Annotated in this window: 13 protein-coding genes and 2 tRNA genes; 5 read left to right on the top strand and 10 right to left on the bottom strand. The window is 71.0% G+C overall.

Features of this window, described 5'->3' with window-relative positions:
* Positions 1 to 13 precede the first annotated feature (13 nt).
* Together ABZS40_RS10780 and ABZS40_RS10775 are read left to right on the top strand one after the other, a co-directional pair.
* Positions 14 to 745: an ATP-binding protein gene (locus tag ABZS40_RS10780; protein ID WP_354943102.1), complete on the top strand. Its 732-nt coding sequence runs from the start codon at positions 14 to 16 to the stop codon at positions 743 to 745.
* Between the two features lie 88 nt (positions 746 to 833).
* The gene (locus ABZS40_RS10775) at positions 834 to 1,406 is read left to right on the top strand and encodes a DUF5709 domain-containing protein (RefSeq protein WP_354943101.1); all 573 of its coding nucleotides are present in this window, start codon (positions 834 to 836) and stop codon (positions 1,404 to 1,406) included.
* 7 nt (positions 1,407 to 1,413) lie between these two features.
* Here the strand turns inward: ABZS40_RS10775 and ABZS40_RS10770 are convergent, their stop codons facing one another.
* Positions 1,414 to 2,067 carry a response regulator transcription factor gene (locus ABZS40_RS10770; RefSeq protein WP_354943234.1) on the bottom strand — a complete coding sequence of 218 codons (654 nt, stop codon included), beginning with the start codon at positions 2,065 to 2,067 and terminating at the stop codon, positions 1,414 to 1,416.
* Between the two features lie 14 nt (positions 2,068 to 2,081).
* Complete coding sequence (locus ABZS40_RS10765; RefSeq protein ID WP_354943100.1) at positions 2,082 to 3,215, bottom strand: DUF5931 domain-containing protein; 1,134 nt, start codon at positions 3,213 to 3,215, stop codon at positions 2,082 to 2,084.
* Between the two features lie 119 nt (positions 3,216 to 3,334).
* Between ABZS40_RS10765 and ABZS40_RS10760 the strand changes: the two genes are divergently transcribed.
* Complete coding sequence (locus ABZS40_RS10760; RefSeq protein ID WP_354943099.1) at positions 3,335 to 3,790, top strand: ATP-binding protein; 456 nt, start codon at positions 3,335 to 3,337, stop codon at positions 3,788 to 3,790.
* Positions 3,791 to 3,910: 120 nt separating this feature from the next.
* Here ABZS40_RS10760 and ABZS40_RS10755 read toward each other — a convergent pair whose 3' ends face one another.
* Positions 3,911 to 4,849: a ribose-phosphate pyrophosphokinase gene (locus ABZS40_RS10755; protein ID WP_328652263.1), complete on the bottom strand. Its 939-nt coding sequence runs from the start codon at positions 4,847 to 4,849 to the stop codon at positions 3,911 to 3,913.
* Positions 4,850 to 4,950: 101 nt separating this feature from the next.
* On the opposite strand from ABZS40_RS10755, the gene glpK reads away from it, so the two are divergent.
* Positions 4,951 to 6,435 (top strand): glycerol kinase GlpK, encoded by a 1,485-nt coding sequence (gene glpK, locus ABZS40_RS10750; RefSeq protein WP_354943098.1) that lies wholly within the window; start codon positions 4,951 to 4,953, stop codon positions 6,433 to 6,435.
* A 15-nt stretch (positions 6,436 to 6,450) separates the two neighbouring features.
* On the opposite strand, the gene ABZS40_RS10745 is transcribed toward glpK, so the two are convergent.
* On the bottom strand, positions 6,451 to 7,284 hold the full coding sequence (locus ABZS40_RS10745) for a phosphoribosylaminoimidazolesuccinocarboxamide synthase (protein ID WP_354943097.1): 834 nt from the start codon (positions 7,282 to 7,284) through the stop codon (positions 6,451 to 6,453).
* A gap of 138 nt (positions 7,285 to 7,422) precedes the next feature.
* Between ABZS40_RS10745 and ABZS40_RS10740 the strand changes: the two genes are divergently transcribed.
* The gene (locus ABZS40_RS10740) at positions 7,423 to 8,742 is read left to right on the top strand and encodes an extracellular solute-binding protein (protein WP_354943096.1); all 1,320 of its coding nucleotides are present in this window, start codon (positions 7,423 to 7,425) and stop codon (positions 8,740 to 8,742) included.
* A 56-nt stretch (positions 8,743 to 8,798) separates the two neighbouring features.
* Here the strand turns inward: ABZS40_RS10740 and ABZS40_RS10735 are convergent, their stop codons facing one another.
* From ABZS40_RS10735 to ABZS40_RS10710, 6 genes are all read right to left on the bottom strand, one after another.
* Positions 8,799 to 9,047, bottom strand: a complete 249-nt coding sequence (locus ABZS40_RS10735) for a hypothetical protein (protein ID WP_354943095.1) — start codon at positions 9,045 to 9,047, stop codon at positions 8,799 to 8,801.
* A 206-nt stretch (positions 9,048 to 9,253) separates the two neighbouring features.
* A tRNA-Met gene (locus ABZS40_RS10730) sits at positions 9,254 to 9,330 on the bottom strand.
* A 125-nt stretch (positions 9,331 to 9,455) separates the two neighbouring features.
* Positions 9,456 to 9,529, bottom strand: a tRNA-Met gene (locus ABZS40_RS10725).
* Between the two features lie 81 nt (positions 9,530 to 9,610).
* The gene (locus ABZS40_RS10720; RefSeq protein ID WP_354943094.1) at positions 9,611 to 10,540 is read right to left on the bottom strand and encodes a hypothetical protein; all 930 of its coding nucleotides are present in this window, start codon (positions 10,538 to 10,540) and stop codon (positions 9,611 to 9,613) included.
* Positions 10,530 to 11,039, bottom strand: a complete 510-nt coding sequence (locus ABZS40_RS10715) for a SigE family RNA polymerase sigma factor (RefSeq protein WP_354943093.1) — start codon at positions 11,037 to 11,039, stop codon at positions 10,530 to 10,532. Before ABZS40_RS10715 ends, ABZS40_RS10720 begins: the two co-directional genes overlap by 11 nt.
* A 185-nt stretch (positions 11,040 to 11,224) precedes the next feature.
* Complete coding sequence (locus tag ABZS40_RS10710) at positions 11,225 to 14,209, bottom strand: UPF0182 family protein (protein ID WP_354943092.1); 2,985 nt, start codon at positions 14,207 to 14,209, stop codon at positions 11,225 to 11,227.
* Between the last annotated feature and the right edge of the window lie 77 nt (positions 14,210 to 14,286).

The following is a 14,286-nucleotide window of genomic DNA, read 5'->3' as shown; positions in this document are numbered from 1 at the left end:
CAATGGGGCGATCATGTCGAGCTGTCTCGTGGAGATCGACGAGTCGTCAGCGGTGGTCCGGCTGACCGGTGTGCTCGATGCCGCCGGCGCCGAGGCGCTACGCGGCGCGCTGCTCGCCCGTCTGCTGGCCCGGCCCGGCCCGGTGGTGGCCGACGTGACCGGCCTGCGGGTCGTCGACCCGGCCGGGCGGGGCGTCTTCGCCGACGTACGCCGGGAGGTCGCCGACTGGCCCGCCGCGGACCTGCTGCTGTGTGACCCGGCGGTGGACGGGCCCGCCCATCCGGACGCCGCGCTCGCCGGGGTGCCGGCCTGGCCGACGCTCGACGGGGCGCTGGCCGCTGTGGCGGCGACACCACTGGCGGCGGTGCTCACCGCCGAACTGGCTCCGGCGGTGGGAGCCGCGCGGCAGGCGCGCGAGCTGGTCACCACCGGTTGCGAGCGCTGGGGCATGCCGACGCTCACCGACCCGGCGTGCATCGCGATCACCGAGATGGTCAACAACGTGGTGGCGCACGCCCGGACCCCGATGACGGTTCGGCTGGCACCCCAGGAGAGCACCCTGCACCTGGCGGTTCGCGACCACTCCCCGCGTCAGCCGACGTTCGCCGGGATATCCCCGCCGACCCGGGTCGGCGGCCGGGGCCTGCTGCTGATCGACACTGTGACACGCCGCTGGGGCAGCAGTGCCGTACCGGACGGCAAGGTCGTCTGGTGTGTGCTGCACCCCGACGACGAGGCCGCCTGACGGGGCTTTCGCCATCGGCGCCCCGTTCGGCGACGTACCGCCGGAGCCCGCCCGGTTATGGCGGCAGGGCAGCGGGTAGTGATCAGACATGCGCGACAACGAGTACCCGACCCCCCTGTCCGACACCGAGGCGCAAGGGCTGCCCGACACCGCCGATGACGACTCGACCGCCAACGACGACGTCCTCACCGGGCGCGAGGCGGACGGCCCGGACCCGGCCCAACTGCCCGGCGATCGGACGCCGGTGGCGGTTGACCGGTTCGGAACGACCGCCCAGGAGCAGCTCGACGGTGAGTCGTTGGACTACAAGCTCAACCGCGAGGTCTACGAGCGCCCGGCGGACGACCCGCTGGCCGGCACCATCGACCCGAAGATCGCCTTCGAGGCGGACAACCTGGAAGCCGCGGCGGAGGCTCAGCTGGACGCCGACGTGATAAATCCCGGGCCGACCTCGGACCCGAACTCACCGGTCTCCCTCTACGACCATGGTCAGCTCGGCACGGTGGCCGACGCCACTGTGGGCCGGCTGGTGGAACCGGACGAGGGGTCGCACACCGACCAGGAGACCGACTCGGTGGCGTACGACGCCGGATCGGCCGGGGGCGGAGCGACCGCCGAGGAGCTGGCCATCCACGAGACGGAGCCGCCGCGCTCGGTCTGACGTCCGCTCAGTCGTCCAGGCCGCGTTCGATGGCGTACCGGGTCAGTTCGACCCGGTTGTGCAGTTGCAGCTTGCCCAGGGTGTTCTGCACGTGGTTCTGCACAGTGCGGTGCGACAGGCCGAGTCGCTGGGCGATCTGCTTGTACGACATCCCCTTCGCCACCAGCCGCAGCACCTCCGTCTCCCGTTCGGTGAGCTGGGGCGTCGCGGGTTCGGCAGCCCCGGCCGGGCCGGTCCCCCGCCCCGGTCCGGCGGCCAGCCGGCGGTACTCGCCGAGCACCAGCCCGGCCAGGCCGGGGGTGAAGACCGCTTCGCCGGCCGCGGTGCGGTGCACCGCCTCCAGGAACTCGGCGGGTGCTGTGGACTTCACCAGGTAGCCGGTGGCCCCGGCCTTGACCGCGTCCAGCACGCTCTGCTGTTCGCCGCTGGCGCTGAGCATCAGCACCCGCACGGCGGGCAGTGCCGCACGCAACCCCAGGATCACCTCGACGCCGGAGATGTCGGGTAGTTGCAGGTCGAGGACGACGACGTCGGGCCGGGCGGCGGCGGCCACCCGGATGGCCTGTCGTCCCTCGCCGCTGGTCGCCACCACCAGGAAACCGGCCTCGGTCAGGTCGCGGGCCACGCCCTCCCGCCACATCGGATGGTCGTCCACCACCATCACGCGGATCGGGTTCACCGCTGTGACCTCGGCACGCTCAGCTCGATCTCGGTGCCCGCCTCGGGGGCGGACATGATCCGCACCGTCCCGCCCACGTCGGCCACCCGACCCCGGATCGACTGGGTCACGCCGAGCCGACCCTGGGCGGCGGCCTCGTCCAGCCGACCGTCCGGGATGCCCGGCCCCTCGTCGCGGATCGACACGGTTACCGTCGCCCCCTCGTCCTCGATCAGCACCCAGGCCCGCCCACCGGCGTGCCGCCCCACGTTGTCCAGCGCCGCGCCGGTCGCGGCGGCCAACTCTCCGGCCACCCGTCGGGGCAGCGGCACCGGGGTGGCCGGGGCGGAGAGCGCCACCGCCGCCGAGGCGTACCGGCCGAGCAGGGTCCGCAGGTCCACCGCCTCGCCGCCGTCGGAGAGGCTCGCGGCGGCCGGGCCGCCGCCGGCGATCAGCGCCCGCAGGGCAACCTCCTGCTCGCCGGCCAGCCGGGCCAGCTCGCCGGCCTCGCCGGGCAGGTCGGCGCCGCGTCGCTGCACCAGCGCCAGCACCTGGAGCACGGAGTCGTGAATGTCCCGGGCCAGCCGCTCCCGCTCCCGGGTGGCGGCCTCCAGCTCCACCGCGCGCTGCAGCCGCTCCTCGGCGCTCGCCGTCAGCCGGGCCACGTGCCCGACCACCACCCCGGCGAGCAGCATCAGGATCACCCCGGTGAACGAGGACTGGCCGATCCGCTCACGGGTGGCCAGGTCCGCGCCGGCGACCAGCAGCGCGGCGACAGTGCCCCGCCGCCGGCCGCCGGAGACGGCCCAGGCCAGCACCGGGCCGGCCATCCAGGCCACCCCCAGGGTGGGTACGCCGTGAGTGAGCGCCGCCCGGCCGACCACCCACGGCGTGGCCAGCACGATGGCCACGACCACTCCGAGGTCGGCCAGCAGCAGCGGCCAGCGCCGCCAGGCCGGTCGGGCGTACCCGATCGCTGTCACGCCGGTCCAGGCGATCATCAGAAGGATCAGGGCGCCGACGGCGTACGGGTGGGCGTACCGGTCGGCGTCGCGCACCGCGAGCGCGCAGACGTACGCCAGGGAGGCCAGCCTGAACACGGTGAGCGCACGCCACAGCGGCACCTCGAACCCACCCGGCGGCGACGGCATGGCGGTCAGGATGCCATAACCGGGCCGGCGCACGGCGAGCAGCGAGTGCGGTTCGGGAAACCCTGACGTACGGTGGAAAAGCCGCGAAATACTCCGAGATGCGCCGCCGGGACGGGCCCATGACGAACGCAGATCCGCACGCACCGCGTACGGTTGTGCCCATCGACCCTGCCCTCCTGATCGCCGAAGCCTTTGACCAGGCCCAGGTGACCGAGATTCGACACTCGGTCATCTCCTGCGCGCACGCCTCGGGTCTCAGTGGCCAACGGCTGGACGACTTCGTGCTGGCGATCAACGAACTGATCACGAACGCGGTGCGACACGGCGGCGGGCGCGGGTGGCTGCGGCTCTGGCACGAGTCGGGTGTGCTGGTCTGCGAGGTCGCCGATCACGGGCACGGGATCAGCCCGCAACGCTTGGGCGACCGCACTCGACCCGCCCCGGACACCGCCGGCGGCTGGGGCCTCTGGCTGGCCCGCGAGCTGACCGACGCGATGGAGGTCGTGACCGGCACCGCCGGCACCACAGTCCGCATCACCACCGGCCTGACGATCCACAACCGCACCCCACGCTGACCCCGCGCCCCCTCTTTGCACGCGATCTTGCACTTTCTGTCCCGACTAACCACCCGAAACCGCTCATCCCGGCGACACAAAGTGCAAGATCGCGCGGGTCAGGGGACGGGCGAGGGCGGGTCAGGCGAAGAGGGCGGAGACGGATTCTCCGTTGTGGATTCGGCGCGTCGCCTCGGCCAGGGCGGGGGCCACCGACAGGACCTGCAGCTTGGGAACCCGCTTGGCGTCCGGGATGGGCACCGTGTTGGTGCAGACGATCTCCAGGACGCCGTCCTGGTCGCTGAGCCGCTGCAACGCGTCGCCGGAGAAGAGGCCGTGCGTGCAGGCGAGCCGGATCGACCGGACCTTCAGGCCGCGCAGATGCTCCATCAGCTCGACCACAGTGCTGCCCTTGGCGATCTCGTCGTCCAGCACGATGACATCCCGGTCGGCCACGTCGCCGATCACAGCGCTGATCTTGACCAGGTCGTCGCTGAACCGCTGCTTCGCCCCGGCCGCGACAGGCGTGCCGAGCAGCCGGGCGAATGCCGCGGCCTCCTTGGCGTTGCCCAGGTCGGGCGAGACCACCACAGTGTTGCTGAGGTCGTAGCGCCGGAAGTGGGTGGCCAGCTCCCGCAGCGCGTGCAGGTGATCCACCGGGACGCTGAAGAAGCCGTGCACCTGCGGCGAGTGCAGTGTCATCGCGAGCACCCGGTCCGCTCCGGCCGAGGTGAGCAGGTCAGCGACGAGCCGCGCGCCGATCGAGATCCGTGGCGCGTCCTTCTTGTCCGACCGGGCGTACGCGTAGTGCGGCAGCACCACAGTGATCCGACCGGCGGAGGCGCCCCGGGCGGCGTCGATCATCAGCAACAGCTCGACCAGGTGCTCTTGCACCGGCGGCACCAACGGCTGGATCAGGAAGACGTCCCGCTCCCGGCAGTTGGCCTGCAACTGGACTTCCAGACAGTCGTTGGCGAACCGGGAGACCCGCACCGGGTGCAGCGGCACCCCCAGGTGGGCGCAGATCTCGGCAGCCAGGTCGGGATGGGCGGTTCCACTGAAAACTGCGATGTCGCGCACGTTCGCACATCGTAGGGGAAGCCGACGGCCGCCGACGGCGGCGGGCCGGAACCCGCCGCGACGCCTGTCGCGCCGCGCCGCCGTCCGGGTACGGTGCTGCGGTGACCCCCCAGTACGTCGCCGCCATCGACCAGGGCACCACCTCCTCGCGGTGCATCGTCTTCGACAGGGCCGGGGACATCGTCGCCGCGGCCCAGCGCGAGCACCGGCAGATCTTCCCCCGACCGGGTTGGGTGGAGCACGACGCCGAGGAGATCTGGGACAACGTCCAGCAGGTGGTCGCCGAGGCGCTGCGCGCCGCCGGCACCGACACGTCCGGGTTGGCCGCCGTCGGCATCACCAACCAGCGGGAGACCACAGTCGTCTGGGACCGGGCCACCGGCCGCCCGGTGGCCAACGCCATCGTCTGGCAGGACACCCGGACCGGGCCGCTGCTGCGCGAGCTCGCCTCGGCGTACGGCGAGGAGCAGTTCCGGGCCCGCACGGGCCTGCCGCTGGCCACCTACTTCGCCGGGCCGAAGCTGCGCTGGCTGCTCGACGAGGTGGACGGCCTGCGCGAGCGTGCCGAGCGCGGCGAGGTGCTCTTCGGCACCATGGACAGCTGGCTGATCTGGAAACTGACCGGCGAGCACGTCACCGACGTGACAAACGCCAGCCGGACCATGCTGATGGACCTCACCACCCTCGACTGGGCCCCGGAGCTGCTGGACGCGATGGGCGTTCCGGCGGCGATGCTGCCGGAGATCCGCTGCTCCGCCGAGGTGTACGGCACTGCCAGCGGGGTGCTCGCCGGGGTGCCGGTGGCCAGTGCGCTCGGCGACCAGCAGGCCGCTCTGTTCGGGCAGACCTGCTTCCAGCCGGGTGAGGCGAAGTGCACCTACGGCACCGGCAGCTTCCTACTGCTCAACACCGGCGCCAGCCCGGTCCCGTCGACGCACGGCCTGCTCACCACGGTCGCCTACCGGATCAAGGACCAACCGCCGGCGTACGCCCTCGAAGGCGCCATCGCGGTCACCGGCTCGCTGGTGCAGTGGCTGCGGGACAACCTCGGGCTGATCTCCACCGCCGCCGAGGTGGAGGAGTTGGCCCGCACCGTGGACGACAACGGCGGCTGTTACGTGGTGCCGGCGTTCTCGGGGCTGTTCGCTCCGCACTGGCGCAGCGACGCCCGCGGGGTGATCGCCGGCCTGACCGGCTACATCACCAAGGGGCACCTGGCGCGTGCGGTGCTGGAGGCGTCGGCGTGGCAGACCCGCGAGGTGGTCGACGCGATGAACGCCGACTCGGATGTGGCGCTGCGCCGTCTCCGGGTGGACGGCGGGATGACCGCCAACGGCCTGCTCATGCAGTTCCTCGCCGATGTGCTCGACGTGCCGGTGGTCCGTTCCCGGATCACCGAGACCACCTGCCTGGGCGCCGCGTACGCGGCCGGTCTGGCGGTCGGTTTCTGGCCGGACCTGGCCACATTGCGGGCGCAGTGGCGTTCCGACGCGCAGTGGGAGCCGGCCATGGCCCCGGACCTGCGCGAGAAGGAGCTGCACCAGTGGCGCAAGGCCGTGCAGCGCACCCTCGACTGGGTGGAGTGACCGCCGCTGCGGCGGTCACTTCCAGCGGTTGCCGGTGAGCTTCTCGTAGACGTCGACGTAGCGAGCCCGGGTCGCCTCGACCACGTCGGCCGGCATGTCCGGGGCGGGGGCCTGCTTGTTCCAGCCGCTGCCGGTGGCCCAGTCCCGCACGTACTGCTTGTCGTAGGAGAACTGCACCCGGCCCGGCTGGTACGACTCGGCCGGCCAGAACCGCGACGAGTCGGAGGTGAGCAACTCGTCGGCGAGGACCAGGGTGCCGTCCGGCGCCCAACCCAGCTCGATCTTGGTGTCGGCAACCAGGATTCCCCGTTCGGCGGCCAGCTCGGCGCCGCGCCGGTAGATGTCGATGGTGATCTGCCGGAGCCGCTCGGCGGTGGCCTGACCCACCTTGTCCACCACGTCGTCGTACGTGATGGGCTCGTCGTGCGCACCCATCGGGGCCTTGCTCGACGGCGTGAAGATCGGCTCGGGCAGGATCGACGCCTCGCCGAGCCCTCGCGGCAGTGGCACGCCGGAGACCGCGCCGGTCTGCTCGTACTCCCGCAGGCCGCCACCGGTCAGGTAACCGCGAGCGACACACTCGACCGGGACCATGTCCAGCCGCTGGCAGCGAATGGCCCGCCCGGCGAACTCGGCGGGCACGTCGGTGGCCGAGATGACGTGGTTCGGCACCAGGTCGGCGAGCTGCTCGAACCACCAGAGCGAGAGCGCGGTGAGCAGGCGACCCTTGTCCGGGATCGGTGTCGGCAGCGCCACGTCGTAGATCGAGATGCGATCCGAGGCCACCAGGATCAGGTCGTCGCCGTCGGCGTAGACGTCCCGGACCTTGCCCGAGTGCAGAAGTTCCACGCGCCCTAGTACACCACGCGACATCGGGCGGGCCTGATTCGACCACCCGACCGAGGGTGACCGGACGGACGTTGACACCTTCGTGCGCTGCCTGCGTGAATGGTCCGACCGCCACCCCCGTAGGTCCAGGAGAGCCCCGTGCCCGTTGTTCGACAGCCGCTCGTCCGCCTCGGCGCCGACCCGGGCCGGCGCCGACTGCTCGGCGCGCTGCTCGGCGCACCTCTGCTCGCGTCCGGCGCGCTGGCGGGATGCAGCGACGGCGCCGCCACCTCGACCCAGGACGGGCCCGTCGAGCTGTCGGTCTTCTGGTGGGGTGGCACCAAGCGGGCCGAGCTCACCGAGAAGGCGCTGCGGCTCTACTCGGATCGCAACCCCCGGGTCACGTTCCGGGTCACCTGGCAGGGCGCCGACGGCTACTACGACCGGCTGGCCACCCAGGCGAGCGGCGGCAACGTACCGGACCTGATCCAGATCGACGACGCCATGCTGACCGAGTACACCCAACGTCAGGTCATCCTCGACCTCACCGACCGCCACCTGGATCTTCGGGGCCTGCCGGAGGGTCTGATCCGCTACGGCACGGTGGAGGGGCGGACGATGGCGGTCGCCGCCGGGCAGACCCACGCCGTCGTGGTGTTCAACCGGGACCTGCTGCGGGAGCTGGAGATGCCGGAGCCGCGCGCCGGGATGACCTGGGCCGACTACATCTCCTGGGCCACGCAGGTCACCGAGGCCAGCGACCGTCGCGTGGCCGGCACCATGGACGGGTCGGGCGACTACCGGGCGCTCTGGCTCTGGCTGCGGTCGCAGGGCGGCGAGTTCTACCGGGGCAACCAGCTCGGCTTCGGCGCGGACGAGCTGATCGCGTGGTTCGAGTTGTGGCAGCGGGCCCGCCGGGACCGCGCCACGCCGAGCGCGGCACTGATCGAGCAGGCCGACAGCGGCGAGCCGGCCCGGCAACTGGTGGTGAGCGGGGTGACGGCGGCGTCCTTCGCCTGGTCGCACCAGCTACCGGAGCTGCAACGTCTCACCGAGTCCGAGTTGGGCATCGTCGGCGTTCCCGGCCCGCCGGGCGCGCAGTGGGCGCGAGCGTCGATGTACTGGGCGGGGTTCCGGGGCACCCGCCACCCGGACACGGTCGCCGACGTGATCAACTTTCTGACCACCAATGGTGAGGTTGGCGCCGTTCTCGGCCACGAGCGTGGGCTGAACGCCAGTGCCGCGGTCCGCCGCTACGCCGAGGGCAGCATCACCGACCCGGCCCAGCGACGTGCCGCCGATTTCGGTGCCAGCATCGCCGACCTGCTCGGGCCGGCGCCGGCGCCGCCGCCCAAGGGGCACGCCAAGGTGCGCACCCTGCTGGTCGCCGCCGCCGAGCGCATCCGCGTCAAGCGCGACGGCACCCGCGAGGCCACCGCGCGCTTCCTGTCCCAGGCCATCGCGGCCCTGGCGGTGTGAACACCGGCGGCCGGCGCAAAGCCGGCCGCTGGTGACCCGTCGAGCCTCGGGCCCGCTCAGCGCGGCGGGCCACCCCGGCGGTTGCGCATCAGACGCAGCACCAGGAACACGACGATCGCGACCACCACCAGGCAGCAGAGCAGCGGGAGCACCCCGAAGCCACTGCGGCCTCGCCGCCGGGCGGCCTCCACCACGATTTCGCCGGTGCCCGTTGACGCCCAGGCAGCGACGGGCACGAAGACCGCCAGTACGACCGCACCGAAGACCGCGCTCAGGCGGCCCCACCACTTACCGAATGAAGACATGTGCCCATCCTCGCCGAAGGGCGCAACCTCGGCACGTCGGTCCACGCCGAATCACGGGACCGGTTGGTCCAGCAGCCCTCCGGGCAGGCGCGCAACGCCCTCACCCCCGCCGCGGCGCACGGCGCCCCACCGGACCCCTCATTGCGCAGCGGCACCAAAGAAGTCCGGCCCCCACACTGTGGGGGCCGGACTCATATCACTTTCAGTGGTAGCGGGGACAGGATTTGAACCTGCGACCTCTGGGTTATGAGCCCAGCGAGCTACCGAGCTGCTCCACCCCGCGTCGACTGGTTAAGACTAACCCACCCGTTCAGAGCGATGATCAGCGGGGGTCACCAACCGCTGTGGCCCGCCTGCCAGAAAGTCGAAAGCCCGCCTCCGGTGACCCGGAGGCGGGCTTCGCACTTGTAGCGGGGACAGGATTTGAACCTGCGACCTCTGGGTTATGAGCCCAGCGAGCTACCGAGCTGCTCCACCCCGCGTCGGCTCGCTAACCGTAGCGCACCACCCCCGGGCCCCGCAAAACGACACCCGAATCCGCCGGACAGCGGCCGACACCCCGGTCAGTCAAGCCACCTCCGGATGGCGGCGACCGCGCGGCGACCGTCCGCGTCGACCTGCGCCCGATCGCTGGAGGTGCCCTCCCAGCCATGCTCCGAGAGGATGGTCACCACGTCGCCGATCCGGATCGCCCGGATCAGGCGAACCTCGTCCGCACCGGTCGGCGTGCCGTTGACGTCCTGACCCGCGTTGCGTATCTCGAACAGCACCGACTCGTCGCCGAACCCGCTGTCGGGAAGCAGCCGCTGCCTGCTCCGCACGGAACCGCCGCCGCTCGACCAGTCCTGCTCGGGGCAGTCCCGCACCGCCTGCCGCAACTCCCTCAGCACGTCGTCGGCGCGCCCGGCCCGGTAGATCGTGATGGAGTGCGTGTAGCTGCCGTACGGGACTTGCCCCTTGGGGGCCTGCGGCAGCTTGTAGATCAGGAGCCGGGTTCGGCGGTGCACGATCGCCTCACCCCCGATGTATGCGCCACACAGGTCCGGCAGCACGGCCTCGTCCCGGAACTCCGGCGCGATGCCGTTGTCGTTGCTCGGCGGGATCGCATAGAACGCCCGATCCGGAATGCGCGTCGGCGTCCTGGGGGGCTGCGGCGCGTCGGTACCCGGAGACGTAGCCGTCGCACTCGGAGTGCGGCCGGGCGTCGTCGGCGAGACGGACGGCGATGGCGAACCGCCGGTCGCGCTCGGAGACGGCGACACCGACGGCGTCGGCGTGCCGGCCGGCGCGGGCACGGACGTCGACGGCGGAGCGACCACCTGGCCGCCTATCACCGCGCCCACCACCACCAGCGCCACGGCGAGGGTGCCCCCGGCCGCACGGAACCGGGCCCGACGGTCGGCCTGGTGCCGGAGGACGTCAGGAAGGCCCAGTTCGCGAGCGTCAGCGTCGGCGGCGAGGGACCTGTACAGCTCGGACAGTTCACGCGACATCGGTGGCCTCCAATTCCACGACAGCCAGATCGGGCAGCAACGCGGCGAGTCGGGCCCGACCCCGGGAGAGCCAGGACTTCACAGTGCCAACGGGTACGCCGATCTCATCGGCGATCTCCTCGACCGGCATGTCGAACAGGTAGTGCAGCGCCAACGCTCGCCGGTGGGTCGCCGGCACCTGACGCAGGGCCTGGACCAGCAACACGCTGTCCTCGTTGGGCGGAGACACCGACGGCGGAGGCCCCGCCAACCGCAACGCGCCCCGCAGACCGCGCAGCCGCCGCCAGCGGTCGGTCGCCAACCGGGCCACCACCAGCCGCAGCCACGCCTCTGGCGCCGGATGCGCCGACAACCTTCCCCACTGCCGCCAGGCCCGGGCGTACGCCTCCTGCACCAGGTCCTGCGCCTCGTTGTAGTCGCCGACCACGGCGTAGCCGTACCGCATCATCCGCCGCGTCGTACTGCGGTAGAAGTCATCGAAGCTTTGCCCGTCCCTCACAACTGCTCCCCCTCATCCACCCCGTTGCAATTGAGGACGGTGGACCGGCGCCGCAGGTTGCGGCCCAGCCGCGCCCTGTCGGCGAGGTGACAGGAGCCCGGTTCCGGACGCGGCGGAGCCCCCGCCGTTCGGACCGGTGCGGTCCGACGACGGGGGCTCCGAGACGTACTCCCGGTGGTGGCGGGTCAGCCGCCGGCGCTCGGGCTGGCACCCGGCGCACCAGCGGCCTGCTGCGCCTGCTGGAACGCGGTGAGCGCCTCGTCGAGGGCCTTCAGCGCACGCCCGTACCGCTCGAAGTCGCCCGACGTCTGCGCGGCCCGGACCTCGGTGATCGCGGTCTGCACCCGGTCCGCGGCGGCAGCCAGGTCACCGGTCGGCGGTGGGGTGCCGGCGCTCGGGGTCGGAGTTGGCGCCGCCGTCCCCGAAGGCGTCGGCGTCGGCGTCGGGGTCGTCGGGTTGCCCCCCGTCGTCGGCGGCGGCGACGTGCCCTGCCCGGCCTTCTTACCCTGCTCGACCAACTGCTTGATGCCGTCGTTGATGTTGTCGGCGAGCGCCACGAAGGAGCCGCCGTCACCGTACGAGAGCAGCACCTTCTGCAACAGCGGGTACGCGTCCTGCTGGTTGCTCTTCACGTAGACCGGCTCGACGTAGAGCATCCCGTCGGCGAACGGCAACGAGAGCAGGTTGCCGTACTGCACCTGCGCCTGGTTGCTGGAGAGCAGGTTGAGCTGCTGACGGATGTTCGCGTTGTTGGTCATCTGCTGGTGCACCTGCACCGGGCCGGAGACGCGGGTCTGATCCGGCAACTCCAGCACCTCCAGCCGGGGCTGCCCGTCGACGTACGACCCGGAGATCAGCGCGGCGAGGTTCTGCCGGCCGTTCGGGGTGACCGCCGAGGTGAGCTGGAACCGAGGGCTCTCCTGCCCCGGGAACTGGGTGAACAGGTAGTACGGAGGCTGCTTCTGACCGCTGTCCGGAGCGTCCGGCACGTTGGGCACCTGCCAGAAGTCCTGTGCGGAGTAGAAGTCACCAGGGTTCGTCACGTGGAACTTGGTGAGCAGGTTGCGCTGCACTTTGAACATGTCCGCCGGGTAGCGCAGGTGCTCGCTCAGCTCGACCGGGATCTCCGCCTTCGGCAGCACCAGGTCACCGCCGAACGCCTTGTTCCACGCCTTGAGCACCGGGTCGGTGTCGTCGTACTCGTAGAGCTTGACGGTGCCGTCGTACGCGTCGACGGTGGCCTTCACCGAGTTGCGCATGTAGTTGACGTCTTCCCGGGCGAGCTGGAAGGTGCCCCGGTTGGTCAACTCGTCGGTGGTCTCGGTCTGGAGGTTGACCTTCTCCGCGTACGGGTAGGAGGCCGCCGTGGTGTAGCCGTCCACGATCCACTGCACCCGACCGTCGACCACCGCCGGGTACGGGTCGCCGTCCAGGGTGAGGAACGGCGCGACCTTCTCCACCCGGTCGCGCGGGTTACGCACGTAGAGCAGCTTGGAGTCCTCGTTGACCGCCTCGGAGAGCAGGAAGTTCGACTCCTGCTCCTTGATGGCGTACAGCAGTCGCCGGGTGAAGGAGCCGATCTCCACGCCGCCCTCACCGGTGTAGGTGTAGGACTCGCCGCCACCCTCACCGACCGGCCTGTCGAACTCGGCCTTCTTGTTCGGGTCGGCCTGCCCGACGATGGCGTAGTCGTCGGCCGCCATCCGCTCGCCGTAGTAGATGCGCGGCTGCTTGGCCGGGATCTGCTCGGTCTGCGAGGAGCACGCCTCCTGGGTCTTCTCGCCGAGGAAGCCGGAGACGAAGAACGGCTGCCCGCCGCAGACCACCTGGTTGCCCGGGGCGGCCACCAGGCCGTACCCGTGGGTGTAGACGGTGTGGCGGTTGATCCAGGTGTTCTGCTGGTCGGTCAGCTCACCGTAGTTGATCTCCCGGACGCCGACCACGTAGTCGGTCACCTTCCCGTTCACCCCGTACCGGTCGATGTCCAGCTTCGGACCGAAGTCGTAGAAGCCACGCACCTGCTGGAGCTGGGTGTACGTCTCGCTGACCAACTGCGGGTCGAGCAGCCGCACGTTCGACACCACCGACGTGTCGGTGGCCAGGTTCCCCGGTGGAGTGAGGTTGTTCGCCGCGTACGGCGTCGTCTCGGTGGCCCCCAACCCGAACGCCGCCCGCGTCGCGTCGATGCTGCGCTGGATGTACGGCGCTTCCTTGTCCTTGGCGCTCGGCTTGACCTCGAAGGTCTGCACCGCCCAGGGGTAGATGCCGCCGATGGCCACCGCGGACACACCGAGCAGCGCCAGCGAGATCCCCGGCCAGACCAGGTTCCGCATCCAGGCGTTGGAGAACACGAGGATCGCGATGGCGACCACGATCGAGATGTAGGCGAGGATCTCCTTCGCCGGCAGCAACGCGTTGACGTCGGCGTAGCCGGCGCCGTACAACTTGGCGCCCTCGTTGTACTCCAGCAGCATGGCCCGCCGGTCCAACACGTACGCGATCGCCTTCAACAGCACGAAGACAGCGACCAGGGTGCTCAGGTGCGCGCGGGCCGCGTTGCTCATCCGGTCGCCGACGCCCTGCAGGCGGACCCCGCCGAAGAGGTAGTGCACCGCCAGCGCGCCGATCACGGCCAGCACCACAGCGGTGAAGGCGACCCCGAGCAGGTAACGCCAGAACGGCAGTTGGAAGACGTAGAAGCCGATGTCGACACCGAACTCCGGGTCCTTGATGCCGAAGTCACCACCGTTGCGGAAGAGCAGCCACTGGTTCCAGCGGTTCTGCGCGGAGAGACCGGCGAAGAGCCCGACCACCGCGGCGGTCAGCGAGATCCAGGTGCCGAGACGCGGGCTGAGCACCATCCGGTAGCGCTCCAGGGTCGCCTGCTCCACCGAGTGCGGACGCAGTCGCGGGCGCAACCGGTACGCCAGCCACAGGTTGCCGCCGACGATCACCGCCATGCCGAGGCCGATGGCGAGGAAGAGCACCAACCGGGTGAGCAGGACACCGGTGAAGACCTCGGTGTAGCGGACCTCGTCGAACCAGAGCCAGTCGGTCCACGCCTGGACACCCCAGCCGAGCAGGGTGAAGAGCACGAAAACCCCGACCAGGACCGCGATGGTGACGCGCCCGCGCCGGCTCATCCTCGGGAGGGGGCTGCTGCTACGCATGACCACTGTTGGCTCCGCACGCTCGATATGATCGGCTCCGACCAGGCACCCAGAGTACGGGTTGTTCCTGAGCGTGT

The sequence above is a fragment of the Micromonospora sp. NPDC005324 genome, assembly GCF_040607155.1.
Lineage (GTDB): Bacteria > Actinomycetota > Actinomycetes > Mycobacteriales > Micromonosporaceae > Micromonospora > Micromonospora trifolii.
Note: the sequence above shows the minus strand (reverse complement) of the source record. Positions and strands in the feature narration are given on the sequence as shown.

Excerpts from the sequence above, each read along its gene's own strand:
- ABZS40_RS10720 (WP_354943094.1), bottom strand. The coding sequence starts at position 10,540 with ATGTCGCGTGAACTGTCCGAGCTGTACAGGTCCCTCGCCGCCGACGCT.
- ABZS40_RS10770 (WP_354943234.1), bottom strand. The coding sequence starts at position 2,067 with ATGGTGGTGGACGACCATCCGATGTGGCGGGAGGGCGTGGCCCGCGAC.
- ABZS40_RS10760 (WP_354943099.1), top strand. The coding sequence starts at position 3,335 with ATGACGAACGCAGATCCGCACGCACCGCGTACGGTTGTGCCCATCGAC.
- ABZS40_RS10780 (WP_354943102.1), top strand. The coding sequence starts at position 14 with ATGTCGAGCTGTCTCGTGGAGATCGACGAGTCGTCAGCGGTGGTCCGG.
- ABZS40_RS10765 (WP_354943100.1), bottom strand. The coding sequence starts at position 3,215 with ATGCCGTCGCCGCCGGGTGGGTTCGAGGTGCCGCTGTGGCGTGCGCTC.
- ABZS40_RS10735 (WP_354943095.1), bottom strand. The coding sequence starts at position 9,047 with ATGTCTTCATTCGGTAAGTGGTGGGGCCGCCTGAGCGCGGTCTTCGGT.
- ABZS40_RS10775 (WP_354943101.1), top strand. The coding sequence starts at position 834 with ATGCGCGACAACGAGTACCCGACCCCCCTGTCCGACACCGAGGCGCAA.
- ABZS40_RS10710 (WP_354943092.1), bottom strand. The coding sequence starts at position 14,209 with ATGCGTAGCAGCAGCCCCCTCCCGAGGATGAGCCGGCGCGGGCGCGTC.